Origin of the sequence: Methylobacterium sp. CCH5-D2 (assembly GCF_001556475.1) — a bacterium.
Taxonomy (GTDB): Bacteria; Pseudomonadota; Alphaproteobacteria; order Rhizobiales; family Beijerinckiaceae; genus Methylobacterium; species Methylobacterium hispanicum.
The window spans coordinates 1-13,187 of sequence record NZ_LSIX01000004.1 but is presented as its reverse complement, the minus strand read 5'-3'; the positions used below and the strand labels follow the sequence as shown (position 1 = coordinate 13,187).

General features: G+C 72.4%; 12 protein-coding genes and 1 tRNA gene. 5 read left to right on the top strand and 8 right to left on the bottom strand.

Going from position 1 to position 13,187, the window contains the following annotated elements; all coding sequences use genetic code 11:
• Window positions 1–5: 5 nt before the first annotated feature.
• The 3 genes from AX737_RS00140 (at window position 6) to AX737_RS31635 (ending at window position 2,084) form a co-directional block, all read left to right on the top strand.
• A complete protein-coding gene (locus AX737_RS00140) occupies window positions 6–911 on the top strand; it encodes an ABC transporter permease subunit (RefSeq protein WP_082772790.1) in 906 nt (301 codons plus the stop codon).
• A gap of 19 nt (window positions 912–930) precedes the next feature.
• A complete protein-coding gene (locus tag AX737_RS00135; RefSeq protein WP_066918024.1) occupies window positions 931–1,695 on the top strand; it encodes an ABC transporter permease subunit in 765 nt (254 codons plus the stop codon).
• Between the two features lie 224 nt (window positions 1,696–1,919).
• The gene (locus tag AX737_RS31635) at window positions 1,920–2,084 is read left to right on the top strand and encodes a Flp family type IVb pilin (protein ID WP_082772789.1); all 165 of its coding nucleotides are present in this window, start codon (window positions 1,920–1,922) and stop codon (window positions 2,082–2,084) included.
• A 119-nt stretch (window positions 2,085–2,203) separates the two neighbouring features.
• Here AX737_RS31635 and AX737_RS00130 read toward each other — a convergent pair whose 3' ends face one another.
• Together AX737_RS00130 and AX737_RS00125 are read right to left on the bottom strand one after the other, a co-directional pair.
• Window positions 2,204–4,312 carry a glycosyltransferase family 2 protein gene (locus AX737_RS00130; RefSeq protein WP_238229553.1) on the bottom strand — a complete coding sequence of 703 codons (2,109 nt, stop codon included), beginning with the start codon at window positions 4,310–4,312 and terminating at the stop codon, window positions 2,204–2,206.
• Between the two features lie 47 nt (window positions 4,313–4,359).
• Complete coding sequence (locus AX737_RS00125) at window positions 4,360–5,406, bottom strand: hypothetical protein (RefSeq protein ID WP_066918036.1); 1,047 nt, start codon at window positions 5,404–5,406, stop codon at window positions 4,360–4,362.
• A gap of 198 nt (window positions 5,407–5,604) precedes the next feature.
• Between AX737_RS00125 and AX737_RS00120 the strand changes: the two genes are divergently transcribed.
• Window positions 5,605–5,679, top strand: a tRNA-Val gene (locus AX737_RS00120).
• Window positions 5,680–5,906: 227 nt separating this feature from the next.
• Here the strand turns inward: AX737_RS00120 and AX737_RS00115 are convergent.
• Complete coding sequence (locus AX737_RS00115; RefSeq protein ID WP_066918013.1) at window positions 5,907–6,140, bottom strand: hypothetical protein; 234 nt, start codon at window positions 6,138–6,140, stop codon at window positions 5,907–5,909.
• Window positions 6,141–6,451: 311 nt separating this feature from the next.
• On the opposite strand from AX737_RS00115, the gene AX737_RS00110 reads away from it, so the two are divergent.
• Window positions 6,452–6,709 (top strand): hypothetical protein, encoded by a 258-nt coding sequence (locus AX737_RS00110; protein ID WP_066918009.1) that lies wholly within the window; start codon window positions 6,452–6,454, stop codon window positions 6,707–6,709.
• On the opposite strand, the gene AX737_RS00105 is transcribed toward AX737_RS00110, so the two are convergent.
• The 5 genes from AX737_RS00105 to AX737_RS00085 all read right to left on the bottom strand — a co-directional run bounded on the left by AX737_RS00105 (window position 6,685) and on the right by AX737_RS00085 (window position 12,959).
• The gene (locus AX737_RS00105; protein ID WP_066918007.1) at window positions 6,685–8,910 is read right to left on the bottom strand and encodes an ATP-dependent RecD-like DNA helicase; all 2,226 of its coding nucleotides are present in this window, start codon (window positions 8,908–8,910) and stop codon (window positions 6,685–6,687) included. The two genes, AX737_RS00110 and AX737_RS00105, sit on opposite strands and share 25 nt — an antisense overlap.
• Window positions 8,911–9,065: 155 nt before the next feature.
• The gene (locus AX737_RS00100) at window positions 9,066–9,551 is read right to left on the bottom strand and encodes a hypothetical protein (RefSeq protein WP_066918005.1); all 486 of its coding nucleotides are present in this window, start codon (window positions 9,549–9,551) and stop codon (window positions 9,066–9,068) included.
• A gap of 97 nt (window positions 9,552–9,648) precedes the next feature.
• Complete coding sequence (locus AX737_RS00095) at window positions 9,649–10,251, bottom strand: SCO family protein (protein WP_066918004.1); 603 nt, start codon at window positions 10,249–10,251, stop codon at window positions 9,649–9,651.
• The gene (locus AX737_RS00090; protein WP_156453428.1) at window positions 10,241–10,786 is read right to left on the bottom strand and encodes a copper chaperone PCu(A)C; all 546 of its coding nucleotides are present in this window, start codon (window positions 10,784–10,786) and stop codon (window positions 10,241–10,243) included. The genes AX737_RS00095 and AX737_RS00090 overlap by 11 nt, the downstream gene beginning before the upstream one ends.
• Window positions 10,787–10,982: 196 nt before the next feature.
• A complete protein-coding gene (locus AX737_RS00085) occupies window positions 10,983–12,959 on the bottom strand; it encodes an EAL domain-containing protein (RefSeq protein ID WP_066918003.1) in 1,977 nt (658 codons plus the stop codon).
• Window positions 12,960–13,187 lie beyond the last annotated feature (228 nt).

The window sequence follows — 13,187 nt, the reverse complement described above, 5'->3', positions numbered from 1 at the left end:
CCGGCATGAGGGCGCGGGCGGGAGAGCGCTGGCGCGCGCGCCTGGTGCGGCTGCCGCCGCTCATCTGGCTCACGGCCTTCTTCCTGGTGCCGTTCCTGATCACCCTTAAGATCAGCCTCTCGGACGCCGCCACCGCGATGCCGCCCTACCTGCCTGTGCTTGACTGGCAGGGGGGCCGGGAGGGCTGGGCGAGCTTCCTCGAAGCGCTCGACTTCGAGAACTACGCGGTGCTCTGGTTCGACACGTTCTACCGCGACGCCGCGCTCAGCTCGCTCGCCTACGCGGGTACGGCGAGCCTCGTCCTCGTGCTCTTCGGCACGCCGCTCGCCTACGCGCTTGCCCGGGCGCCCGCGCGGCTTCAGACGCTCCTCGTCGCGCTGGTGGTGGTGCCGTTCTGGACGAGCTTCCTCGTGCGGGTCTACGCCTGGATCGCGATCCTGAAGCCCGAGGGGCTGCTGAACGCGGGCCTGCTCCGCCTCGGCCTGATCGCGCGCCCCCTGGAGATCCTGAACACGCCGGCCGCCGTACTGATCGGCCTCGTCTACGCCTACCTGCCCTTCATGGTGCTGCCGCTCTACGCCGTGATGAGCCGCCTCGACGGCAGCTTGCGCGAGGCCGCCGCCGACCTCGGGGCCGGGCCGGTACGGGCGTTCTGGAGCGTGACCCTGCCGCTCGCCGCCCCCGGCATCGCGGCAGGCGCCCTGCTCTGCTTCATCCCGATGGTCGGCGAGTTCGTCATTCCGGACCTGCTCGGGGGCTCCGACACGCTGATGCTCGGGCGCGTCCTGTGGAGCGAGTTCTTCTCGAACCGCGACTGGCCGCTGGCCTCCGCGGTCGCCGTGCTGCTCCTGCTCATCGTGATCGGCCCGGTCCTGCTGTTTCGCGGCGCCGGCCGGGAGGCGGCCCGGTGATCCGGCGGGCGCGTCGACCATGAGTCTGTTCCTGCGCGCCGTGCTTGGGCTCGGGCTCGCCTTCCTGTACGCGCCGATCCTGGTCCTGGCGGCCTACTCGTTCAACGCCTCGCGGCTCGTCACCGTCTGGGGCGGCTTCTCGACCCGCTGGTACGCGGCGCTCCTCGCGGATGGGCCGCTCGTCGCCGCCGCCTGGGTCTCGCTCCGCGTGGCCCTCGCCTCCGGCGCCGTCGCCACCGTGCTCGGGACGCTCGCGGCCCTGGCGCTCGCCCGGCACGGGCGCTTCCGCTCCCGTCCGCTGCTCGTCGGCCTCGTCTTCGCCCCGATGGTGATGCCCGAGGTGATCGTCGGCCTGTCGCTCCTGCTGCTCTTCGTCGGCATCGGGCTCGACCGGGGCGTCGGCACCCTCGTGATCGCGCATGCGACCTTCTGCACGGGCTTCGTCGCCGTGGTCGTCGGCGCGCGCCTGCGCGGCCTCGACCGCAGCCTCGAGGAGGCCGCCGCCGATCTCGGCGCCGGTCCCGTGCGGGTCTTCGCGACCGTGACCCTGCCGCTGCTCGGGCCGGCCGTGCTGGCGGGCTTCCTGCTCGCCTTCACCCTTTCGCTCGATGATCTCGTCATCGCGAGCTTCGTCTCAGGCCCCGGCGCCACCACGCTGCCGATGCGCCTCTACAGCCAGGTCCGGCTCGGGGTGAACCCGGAGATCAATGCCGCCTCGACGCTGCTCGTGCTGGCCGTCACGCTCGCGGTCCTCGGCGCCTCCCACCTCAGCGCCCGGCGCTGAACGACGGACCTGCGTACAACCCGTTGGCGCACAACTCTCTGGCGCATTCGCGCCATCACGGCACCGCGATCAAGATTTGCAGGTGTTTAGGTCGAGTTTTCCCCGATCGCACGACAGGTTTCCTTCCGCGGCGAGACTCCGTTAAGTTGTATCCTGCTAACTCTCCGCCGTCGGGAGCGCTGGTCCGAGGCCGGACGGGCACCACGAACGGAGTGCGAGAGGACATGATGCAGCTGATCACCCGCTTCCTTAAGGATCGCGACGGTGCGACCGCGATCGAGTACGGCATGATCGCGGCGCTCATCGCCGTGGTGATCATCGGCACGCTGCAGATCATCGGCACGCAGCTCAACGCGAAGTTCAACAGCATCTCGGCCCAGCTGAACTGACCGGGCGGCGCGGACGCGCCCGATGGACCGGTCCGCTCGCGGATCCGGCTCACCCGGGCCCTCTTCGGGCCCGCGACGACGAGGAACTTGTCCCGTGGCCCGGCCGCGGGACCTTTTGCCTACAGGCGGTAATGCGCCGAGACCCGTGACAGGTTGATGTTGTAGTAGGGGTCGGCGCGCAGCTCGGGTCCCCAGCGCTCCTGCATCACCGCCGTCTCCGCCTGGAAGCGGGCGCGCTTCTCGGGCGTGTCCTCGGGCCCGCGGCTCTTCGATTCGTGGTGGACGAGCTTGGCGAAGGGCGTCCAGACGATGCGGTAGCCGGCAGCCCTTACCCGGAGGCAGAGGTCGATGTCGTTGAAGGCGACCTTCAGCGCCTGCGCGTCGAAGCCGCCGACCTCCCGGAACACCGCCGCCCGCATGGCGAGGCAGGCTCCCGTCACAGCCGAGACCTCCTGCACCAGCACCATCCGGGCGAAGTAGCCGGGATCCTCGTCGGGCAGGCCGAGATGGCCGTGGCCGGCCACCCCCCCGATGCCGAGCACCACGCCTCCGTGCTGAACCGTGCCGTCCGGGTAGAGGAGCTTGGCTCCGACCGCGCCGATGTCCGGCCGCACCGCCTGCGACACGAGCTCGGTGAGCCAGCCCGGCTCGATCACCTCGACGTCGTTGTTGAGGAAGAGCAGCACCGCGCCGCTCGCCGCAGCGGCACCGCGATTCGACAGGTCCGAGAAATTGAACGGCCCGGGTGCCGCCACGACGCGCAGGCGCGGGTCGCCCCGGTAGCTCTCGAAGAGGGCTCTCGTCCGCGGCTCGCGGCTGTCGTTGTCGACGACGACGACCTCGATGTCGGGATAGTCCGTCGCCGCGAACAGGCCATCGAGGGTGACGCGCAGGAGCTCGGCCCTGTCGCGGGTCGGGATGATCACCGAGACGCGCGGCGCGGGGTCCGGCAGCGGCCGGATCACGCGGACGAAGCCGTGCGGCCCCCGCTCCGCCCGCGCGCCCTGGCGCTCCACCACCTCGGCGACCGCCCGCAGCCGCGCCGCCTCGGTGCGGGCGAGCGCCCGGTCCGAGAAGGTGCCGGAGCCGCCCGCCGCCCGCCAGTGGTAGAGCACCATCGGGATGTGCCGGATCCGTGCGGGATCGAGATGTTCGGTCAGGCGCAGGAGCAGGTCGTGGTCCTGGCTGCCCTCGTAGCCGGGACGCAGGCCGCCGAGCGCCCGGATGGCCGCGGTGCGCATCACCGTCAGGTGGTTGATGTAGTTCTGCCCATAGAGCAGCTCGCGGTCGAAATCCGCCTTGAAATGCGGCTCGAACCGGCGCCTGCGCCCCTCGATCTTGTCCTCGTCGCTGTAGACGAGCACCAGTTCGGGATCGTCCCGGACGGCGCGGGCGACCTCGTAGAGCGCCTGCTCGGGGAGCGCGTCGTCGTGGTCCATGAAGGCGCAGAAGGCCCCTGCGGCCAGCGCCAGCGCGTCGTTGGTGGCGCGCGCGATATGACCGTTCTGGGCGCGCCGGACCACGCGGATGCGGGCATCGCGCGCGGCGAGCCGGTCGATCAGGCGGACCACCGCCGGTTTGCGCGAGGCGTCGTCGCAGAGGCAGAGTTCCCAGTGCGGGTAGAGCTGGGCCTGCAGCGAGCGGATCGCCGCGGCCAGCACCCGCGGGGCGGGATCGTGCACCGGCATCAGCACAGAGATGAGCGGGGCGCCATCCCACCCCGCGACCTCCGTCCGGATGCGGGCGCGGTCGGCGGAGCTGAGCGAGGCGCTGCGGCGGATCCAGGCGCCGTAGCCGGTCTCGCGCCGGTGCCGGAGCGCCCGGTCGAGGAAGGCGCGTCCGCGTACCCGCTTGCCGAGGCTGCGCCAGAAGGCGGCCCGCGCGGTGAGGACGGGGTCGCGGAGCAGGCCACGCGCCAAGAGGGCGGGGCGGGTGCGGCGGCGCAGCTCGATCCGCCGGAGCGAGAGCGGACGGCCCGGCACGAGCCCGGTGACGCGGAGCGCGCGCACGTCCTCGGGCAGCCGGCCGGTCCAGGCGAAGACGCCGCCCCCGAGCGCCTCCTCGGCCAGCGGCGCGCCCGGCCGCGCGGACTCGCCCGCCACGAAGCTCATCAGCAGGCGGGCGTTGCGCGCGGCGCCCGGATCGTCCGTGAGCGTGATGGTGACCCAGGTGCCGCCCAGGCCGGCGAGGTCGAGTCTCACCCCATCGGGCTCGCGGTGCAGCCGCAGGGGACGCGGGCGACCGCGCCCGGAGAGGAGGGCGTCCGGCTCCACGCTCAGCGCGTCCAGCCCTTGGCCAGGGAGGCGGTGACCGCATCCGCCATGGCGACGTCGAAGACCAGCATGGATTCCACGGCTCGTACCGCCCGCAGGCGCTCGGCCAGCGCCAGCGCATCGGCCGGGATCGGGGCGGGAGCCGGGATCGGCGCGGCGATGCCGAGCCGGTCGAACAGGGTCGAGGCGAAGGCGTCAAAATAGTCGCGGTGGCCCACGATGGCGACGCGGGCCAGGATCTCGATCGCCACGATGGAGTTGCCGGGATTGAGCGGGTCGTCGGGCAGCCGCGTGCCGAGCTGGCGCGTCAGCGGATTGTAGAGCAGGTAGTAGGCCGGCTCGGGCAGCAGGCGGAAGAAGCGCTTGAGGCTGCGCGGGTCGGCATAGTCGAAATCCGCGCTGAACCGCGCGGCCTCCGCGAAACGCCCAAGGCGCCAGGCGCGGGCGGGATCGTTCGCCACCGGCGCGTGCGCGCGCATCCAGAGCATCCGGGTCGCCATCTCGACATAGGGGTCGTGCAGCAGGATCGCCGCAACCGCGACGTCGGGTGTGAAGTGGCCCTCGTAGCGCGGCACGGTGACGGCGCCCGCGAGCAGGGCGGAGGCGACGTAGCGGCAGCCGAAGATGCTGGTGAGGACCTCGTCGGAGAGGCGCTCCAAGCCGAAATGGCACTGCTGGAAATGCGGGAAGAGCGCCGACTGGAGCACGCTCTCAGGCTGGATGCTGGTGTTGATCAGCATGACGCGCTCGGCCACGAGACCCTCCGGCGGGGCGCGGCGATAGACCAGCACGTTGGTGTCGGCGTCGTAGAGCTCGAGGCGCGGCAGGCTCGCGATGCCCGGCACCTCCGTCTCGGTGAGTTCGAAGGTGCATTGGCCGGTGGAGTGCCAGCCGTTCTGCTTGAACACGATGTCGGTGTGGGCGGCCTCGACCTCGGCGACGCGGCGCCCGTCGACCGCCACCGCGACCCGGCTGATCGCGAGCGGGTTGTCCGGCACGATCCAGCCGCGGATGCGCTCGCCGTTGTCGTAGTCGATGAAGAAGCGCATGTCCCGTCGCTGCGGCCCGGGCGGGCGCCGCCCGCCGCCGGCCACCGGGCCGGCCGGAGCGCGCATAGCGCATTTTCGGTGCGGGTGCAGCGGTGCGCGCGGACCACCCGCTGCGGGGCTCCCCGGTAAAAACCCGCTTGCGTACCCGGGGAGCACCCGTTATAGCCCCGTCTCACCGGAGCCGAGGCGCTCCGGACCGGGCGCGTAGCTCAGCGGGAGAGCACTACCTTGACATGGTAGGGGTCACAGGTTCGATCCCTGTCGCGCCCACCATCCTCAGCCTTGGCTAGGATCGGTGTTTCGAGGCCCCGGCAACGGGGCCTTTCTCGTTTCAGCGTCCGCATATCGGAAGTGATCCGGGCGCTCCGGCCCAGGCGATTTTTCGTCGATCGTCAGGGCTCAGGTGATCGAGATCGCCTGGAGGTCGGCGTTCCCTATGAAACGGATGCGGTGAGCGCGGCCCGCGGAAGGCGGCCCGGATCCGATGCCGGCCGTCCGCCTCAGTCGGGTATGGCGTAGCCGATGGCCGAAAAGGTCAGCGCCATCGCCGTGGCGCAGGCCGCGATCCGACCCAGCTCGCCGTGGGAGCGAGCCTCGGGGACGACGAACTCGTCCTGATAGCGGGCGATCATGGTCTCGACGGACGGGAATGCCCGGAGGGCCAACCGGATCCAGAGCACGAGCGCGGCCAGCCCCATGAGCAGGCCGCCGTAGGTGAAGCCTTCGTCCAGCACACGCGTTCCCGCTGCCAGACCCCCTTGCGCGGATCCTAGGCGGAGCGGGCCGGCGCCCGCAAGGCCGGGACGGGCCCGGCCAGAGGGGCCGCGTCCGGCATGTGCGCTTCCGCGCATGGTCGGCACGCGGCGGGCGCAGGGCAGCCTTCTCCGCGGGGCGCTTCCGGGCGGCCGCGGGCGGCTTACCTGACGGGCGCCGTGGGACGACGGTCTTCGTATCCGATCCCGCGGCTCCCCCGCGCCGCGCGTCGGAGGTCGGCCATCGCCGCCGCGGTCCCTCCGGCACAGCCTCAGCAGACGGAGCTTCGCAGATGCGGACCTACACGCTCGCCATCGCCGACGACGTCCTCTTCGTGTGCCTGCCCGACGAGGCGGACATCGCGGGTGCCATCCGGGACACCACCTGCACCGCCTACGGGCACGGGATCGAGCTGGAGATCAGCCGCGGCGCGATCCTCACCGACCGGCCGGATCCGGAGGATCAGGTGATCTGGAGCGACGGGCCCGACGGCGAACTGACCGACGCGGAGGGCCGCGCCTTCCGCTACGCCGTGCGCCGCAGGTCCTGAGGCGCCGCGGCGCCGAGCCACTCGGCGAGCTTCGTGTAGCGGCGCCGGTGGCCGCCGCGCACCGCCATGGCGATCGCCCGGCGCTGGCCTACCAGTACGACGAGCTGCCGCCCCCGCGTCACGCCCGTATAGAGCAGGTTGCGCGCCAGCATCGCGTAGTGCTGCGTCACGAGCGGGATCACCACCGCCGGGTACTCGGAGCCCTGGCTCTTGTGGATCGTGGTGGCGAAGGCCGGCACCAACGTGTCGAGTTCGCCGAACGGATAGCTCACTTCCCGGCCCTCGAAACCCACCACAACGGCGCCCTCCTCGTCGTCGATGCGCAGGATCCGGCCGAGATCGCCGTTGAAGACCTCGCGGTCGTAGTCGTTCTGCGTCTCCATCACCCGGTCGCCGGGCGCGAAGCGCCAGCCGAAGCGCTGCACCTCGGCCGGCGGATCCGGGTTCAGCACCCGCTGCAGCACGATGTTGAGGTTGCGTGCGCCCATCGCGCCGCGCTGCATCGGCGTCAGCACTTGCACGTCGCGGGACGGGTCGAGGCCGAAGGCGCGCGGGATGCGCCGGGTCACCACCTCGATCAGGCGCTCGACCCCCGCCTCCGGATCCTCGATCTCGACGACGTGGAAGTCGGCCCGCTCGCCGGCACGCGGCCGCTCCGGCATCCGGCCGGCATTGATCCGGTGGGCGTTGACCACGATCCGGCTCTCGGCCGCCTGCCGGAACACCTCCGTCAACCGCGCCACCGGCACGGCGCCCGAGGCGATCACGTCGGCGAGGACCTGGCCGGGGCCGACCGAGGGAAGTTGGTCGACGTCGCCGACGAGGAGCAGGCCGGCCTGCTCCGGAACCGCCTTCAGCAGCGCGTGCATCAGGGGGACGTCGATCATCGAGCACTCGTCGAGGACGAGGAGATCGCAGGAGAGGGGATTCGTCTCGGTGCGGGCGAAGCCGCCGTGGCGGGGGTCGAACTCCAGCAGGCGGTGGATGGTGCGCGCCTCGAGGCCCGTCTGCTCGCTCATCCGCTTGGCCGCCCGGCCGGTCGGGGCCGCCAGCAGGACGCGCACGCCCTTGGCCGCGAGGATGCGCAGCACGGTATCGAGCGTGCTCGTCTTGCCGACCCCCGGGCCGCCGGTCATCACGGCGATCTTGGCAGCGAGCAGCAGGCGCACGGCCTCGCCCTGCGAGGGCGAGAGCGTCTTGCCCGTGCGCGCCTCGGCCCAGGGCAGGGCCCGCGCGAGGTCGATCGCCGGCCAGGGCGGCGCGCCGGCCGCCCGGCGGACGAGGCGCTCGGCGACGCCCCGTTCGGCGGCGTGGAGGCCCTTCAGGAAGATGCAGGGCGCGCCCGCGACCGTGTCGGCGACCACGTCCTCGGCGCGGGCCAGCGCCTCGAAGATCGCCGCGCGCACGAGCGGGGCCCCCACCTCCAAGAGCGTCCCGGCGCGGTCCGTGAGATGGTCGAGCGGCAGCGCGCAATGCCCCTCGTCCATCGCGGTCTGGAGCGCGAAGGCGACACCCGCGCGCAGGCGCTGCGGGGCGTCGGCCGCGAGCCCGAGCTTTTTTGCAATAGCGTCGGCCGTGCGGAAGCCGATACCGCGCACCTCCCGCGCGAGGCGGTACGGGTCCTCGCTCATCACCGCGACCGACTCGTGGCCGTAGGTCTTGAAGATGCGCACCGCCCGGGCCGTGCCGACGCCGTGGGCGTGCAGGAACAGCATGATCTCGCGCACCGCCCGCTGCTCGGCCCAGCTTGCGACGATGCGGGCGGCGCGCGTGCGGCCGATGCCGCCGATCTCGGTGAGCCGGTTCGGCTCGGCCTCAATGATCTCGAAGGTGCGCTCGCCGAAGGCCGCGACGATGCGCCGGGCCATGGCGGGCCCGATGCCGCGCATCTGACCCGAGGCGAGATAGCGCTCGATCCCCTCCGGTCCGGTCGGCGGCGTGACCTTGAGGGTGTCGGCCCGGAACTGCAGGCCGTGCTGGCGGTCGGAGAACCACGTGCCCGTGGCGGTGATCCACTCGCCGGCCGCGACCGCGGGCGCGTGGCCGACCACCGGAACGAGCTCGCGCCGCCCCCTGGCCTGCACCTTCAACACGCAGAAGCCGGTCTCCGGGCTGTGGAAGGTGACGCGCTCGATCGTGCCGGCCAGCGCCTCGACGGGCGTACCGCGCTCCACGCTCTGCGGTCTCACCCGCTGCTCCATACGCCGCACGCTCGCTCGGGCCGCCTGGGTCGGGCCGGAGCACCCTAGCGCCACCCGGCGGTACCCGTGATTCGCGCCGCCCGCCCGTTCCAGGAAGATCGGGACGAGCGGTGCCGACGGGAAGGCGGCAGATCGTCCGACCGGGCCGGATCCGCCTAGCGGTCGTCGTAGAGGTCGTAGGGGTCGAGCGCGGTGCGCAGATTCCGTGCCTGCGGGTCGGCGATCAGGGCGAGTTGCCGGTCGAGACCGCGCAGGAAGGCCTCGCGGCCGTCCTGAAGGTCGCGGCCGAGCCCAGAGAAGCGCTCCTCCGGCTCGACATGGGCCGGGTTCGTCGTCACGACGAAGCCGATCCCGCAGCTCGGCAGGGCCTGGATCCCGGGCGGGCGCAGCCAGTAGCAGATCCGGACCCGGGTGAAGTCTTCGCCCACGCGACGCTCGGCCCGGATGTCGGCGACCCGGAAGCTCTCGGGCCGCATGCGCGCCGCGTAGGCCAGGGTCTGCGCCACGGTGACGAAGCCGTTGGTCTGGTGCTCGCGCACCAGACGCACCGCCTCGGCAGGGGAGGGCAGGGCCGGTTGCGCCGCGGCCCCGGAGGCGCAGAGCAAGACCGCCGGGAGGGCGGCAACAGCGATGCGGAGCACGGCTTCGGATCTCCGGGGACGGGCCGCCCGCACTCTAGGCGAGCGGTCCCTGCTGTCGAGGCCGATTCTCGTCCGCACGCCGCCCGGCCAGACCGGGTCAGAGCACGGCGCGGATCTGCTTCAGGGCGAGATCCTGCCCGGCCGCGAGATCGAGCGGGCCGACGAAGCGGCCCGCGGCATCCATCAGGTAGAGCATTGCGGTGTGCTCGAAGGTGTAGTCGCCGTCCTTCAGGGGCACCTTGCGCACCTCGGCACGGAAGGCCCGCTCGACTTGACCGACCTCCTCGGGCGTGCCGGTCAGGCCCGTGATGCGGTCGCTGAACGAGGCCATGTAGTCGCGCATCACCGCGACCGTATCCCGCTCGGGGTCCACCGTGACGTAGTAGACGCCGATGTCGCGACCCTCCTGGTGCAGGGCCTCGATCAGGTTGGTGAGGTCGGCCAGCACCGTCGGGCAGACGTTCGGACATTGCGTGAAACCGAAGCCGACGAGGTAGGGCTTGCCCACCAGCGTCGCGGAATCGAGCACCCCGCCCTTGCTCGATTGCAGCCGGAACGGTCCGCCGACCACCGACATGGCCGGCCGTGCCGGACCGCCCGGCAGCAGCGCCACGGTGGTCCCGACGATCGCCGCGAGGCCGAGGCCGAGCAGGCCGAAGGTGAGCAGGACGCTGCGGCGCGAGGCCCGCTCAGTGGGCATGCTTGTGGCCGGAATGATCGTGCCCGGCCTCGGCCCCGCCCTCCGCCGGCGCCTTGGCGGCGATGCTCTCCACCGCGAACTCGACCGGCACGGTGCCGGCCTTCTCGAAGACCAGGGTGCCCTTGATTCGCGCGCCCTGCTTCAGCTGGGTCTTCAAGTCCAGGAACATCATGTGGTTGCCGCCGGGGGCGAGCTTGATCGTCTCCCCGGGGGCGATCGCGACCCCGCCCTCGATCGGGGCCATCTTCATCACGTCTCCCTGCATCGACATGCTGTGCAGCTCGGTCCGCCCGGCCTCGTCGAGCGAGCCGCCGACGAGCCGGTCCGGCTCGGCGCCCGTGTTGGTCACGGTGACGTAGCCGCCCGCGACCTTGGCGCCCCCGGGCGTCGCGCGCGACCAGGGGTGGCCGATCTTCAGGCTGCCGGCCGTGTAGTCGTGCGCGGCGGCGAGCCCGGACGAGCCGGCGAGCACCAGCCCGGCGAGGGCGAGCGCGCGCAGGAGCGGGAAGCGGGCGTCCGGCGGGATGCGGGTCATCGCGAGGTCTCCTGGGACGGTCTTCGGGACGGTTGCAGGCGGCGCCTGGTTCGGCGCCGCCCAGCGCGTAGCGCTCCGTCGCCCGGCCGGGAAGCCCCCGCGGACCCGGTCGGGGGCGACATGATGACAGTCCGCCGGCGCTCCCGGCCGGGCGTAGGGCCGGTCCTTCCGTTTCCTTGCGTCCGCGGAACGGCGATCAGGCCGCGCTCGCCTGCAGGTCCGCCATCATTCGCAGTGTCGCCTCCGCCGGGGCGGGGCGACCGAGGTGGTAGCCCTGCATGAAGCGGCAGCCCATCGCTTCGAGCGTGGCGCGGTCCTCGGCGGTCTCCACGCCCTCGGCGACCACGTCGAGGCCGAGCGCGCGGCCGAGGCCGAGCACTGCCTGGACCAGCCCGCGCTTGTCGTCCACGGCGGTGAGGCCGGTGACGAGGCTGCGGTCGATCTTGATCCGGTCGGCCCGCAGGGCGCGCAGTGAGGCGAGGGCGGAGTAGCCCACCCCGAAATCGTCGAGCGCGAGGCGGATCCCGGCCTGCGACAGGGCGGCGATCTTGCCCTGCGTGGCCTCGATATCGAGCGCTGTCTCCTCGGTGATCTCGATTTCCAGCATCGGCAGGGGCAGACCGAGGGCCCGCAGCCGCCCGAGGACGATCTCGTCCACGGCGATCTGCGCCATCTCCCGGGGCGAGACGTTCATCGCCACGCGCACGTCGCCGAGCCCGCGCGCGCGCAGGGTCAGCATCATCGTGCAGACCTGCTCGAGGATGAAGCGCAGGAGCGATTCCGTGAGGCCGGCCGCGGAGGCGGCCGCGATCAGGTCGCCCGGCGGGATCCAGCCGTGCACCGGATGGTGCCAGCGCACCAGCGCCTCGAGGCCGGCCACCTCGCGCCCCGCCTGCCCGAAGATCGGCTGGAACCACACCGCGAGGGTCCCCTCGGCCAGGGCCCGGGATAGGTCGCGCTCGCAGTCGCGCCGCATCTCCAGGCTGCGCAGCAGGCCCTCGTCGAAGACGCGGAAGCGGTTCCGGCCCACGGCCTTGGCGGCGTAGAGCGCCTGGTCGGCGCGGGTGAGCAGGTCGGTCAGGCTGTCGGCCGGGAGCCGGCAGATACCGACGCTCATGCCGAGGCGGCCAGCGTCGAAGCCGTCGAACGGCTCGGCGACACGCCCGATCAGGCGCTCGGCGAGCCGTTCGGGCGGGCAGTCCGCGGCCGCCGGATCGTACAGGAGAGCGAACTCGTCGCCGCCGAGGCGGGCGGCCCGGCAGCCCGGGGGGATGCTCTCGGCAAGGCGCCGGGCCACCTCCGTGAGCAGGCGGTCCCCGACAGTGTGGCCATAGATGTCGTTGACCGACTTGAAGCCGTCGAGGTCGAGCAGCATCAGGCAGGTCTGTCCGGCGAGCCGCCCGTGCGCCGCCTGCGCGAAGCCGGCGCGGTTGAGGAGACCAGTCAGGGCGTCGTGGGTCGCGCGCAGCCGCATCTCCTCGGCCAGGGCGCGCGCGCTGGCGTGCGCCGCCTCATGCGCCGCGGCGAGTGCCGTCGCCTCGTGCTTCAGGCGGCTGGTGTCGCGGAAGCCGGCCTCGGAGGCGGCGCAGCTCCGGGCGAGGGCCAGGAGGTAGAGCACGACCGTCGCGGCAAGGCAGGTGCGGTCGAACCCGCCCGCGTAGGCTAGGCAGCCCGCCGCGGAGAGAAGCGGCGGCGTGATGAAGCAGACCGGAATGCGGGCGAAGGCCGTGCCGTGAGTGACCGCCCCCGCGGTAATGCCGCAGGTGACGGTGAGGTAGAAGAGCGTCTGGTCCGACGTGTAGCCCGCGCAGAGAAGCGGCAGGAAGGCCCAGACCGTGCCGGACAGGAGCGCGGCGAGCCAGCACAGGCGCAGGCGCCGGTCGATCGACCGGGCGGCGGCGGCGGCCCGCTCCGGTGGCATCGCGGGCGTCGGCACGAGGCCGAGGCACGGGGCCCGGCAGAGGCCGACGCGCAGGAGGTTGGCGGCGGTCGAGGCGGCGAACCAGATCAGGCCGGCCAGCGCCTCGCCCGCATGCGCCGCCACGAGCGCTCCGGCCAGGCCAAGCAGCGCGTTCACCGGGATCGCGCGCAGGACGCTCCGGCGAACGGCGTCGAGCTGATCGCGCCGGATCAGCCAGTCCCGTTGCGGCTCGACGCGACCCAGGACGCGCATCCGACCCAACACTCCCCCACGACACCCCGGAGACGGTGGTAGACCATATGCATATGCGGGAAGCGGAAACGGAACGTTGATGCGGCGCCGGGCCGGCCCGGACTGGGGCGATCCTGGAGCCGCGCACGCGAAGGGGCCGCCCGGGGGCGGCCCCTGTCCGGATGCGCCGAGAGCCCGGGGCGGCTCAGAGGCCGGCGAGGACGCCGGCCGAGCCCCAGAGGGTCAGGC

Excerpts from the sequence above, each read along its gene's own strand:
- AX737_RS00140 (WP_082772790.1), top strand. The coding sequence starts at position 6 with ATGAGGGCGCGGGCGGGAGAGCGCTGGCGCGCGCGCCTGGTGCGGCTG.
- AX737_RS00135 (WP_066918024.1), top strand. The coding sequence starts at position 931 with ATGAGTCTGTTCCTGCGCGCCGTGCTTGGGCTCGGGCTCGCCTTCCTG.
- AX737_RS31635 (WP_082772789.1), top strand. The coding sequence starts at position 1,920 with ATGATGCAGCTGATCACCCGCTTCCTTAAGGATCGCGACGGTGCGACC.
- AX737_RS00125 (WP_066918036.1), bottom strand. The coding sequence starts at position 5,406 with ATGCGCTTCTTCATCGACTACGACAACGGCGAGCGCATCCGCGGCTGG.
- AX737_RS00110 (WP_066918009.1), top strand. The coding sequence starts at position 6,452 with ATGCGGACCTACACGCTCGCCATCGCCGACGACGTCCTCTTCGTGTGC.
- AX737_RS00105 (WP_066918007.1), bottom strand. The coding sequence starts at position 8,910 with ATGGAGCAGCGGGTGAGACCGCAGAGCGTGGAGCGCGGTACGCCCGTC.
- AX737_RS00095 (WP_066918004.1), bottom strand. The coding sequence starts at position 10,251 with ATGCCCACTGAGCGGGCCTCGCGCCGCAGCGTCCTGCTCACCTTCGGC.
- AX737_RS00090 (WP_156453428.1), bottom strand. The coding sequence starts at position 10,786 with ATGACCCGCATCCCGCCGGACGCCCGCTTCCCGCTCCTGCGCGCGCTC.
- AX737_RS00085 (WP_066918003.1), bottom strand. The coding sequence starts at position 12,959 with ATGCGCGTCCTGGGTCGCGTCGAGCCGCAACGGGACTGGCTGATCCGG.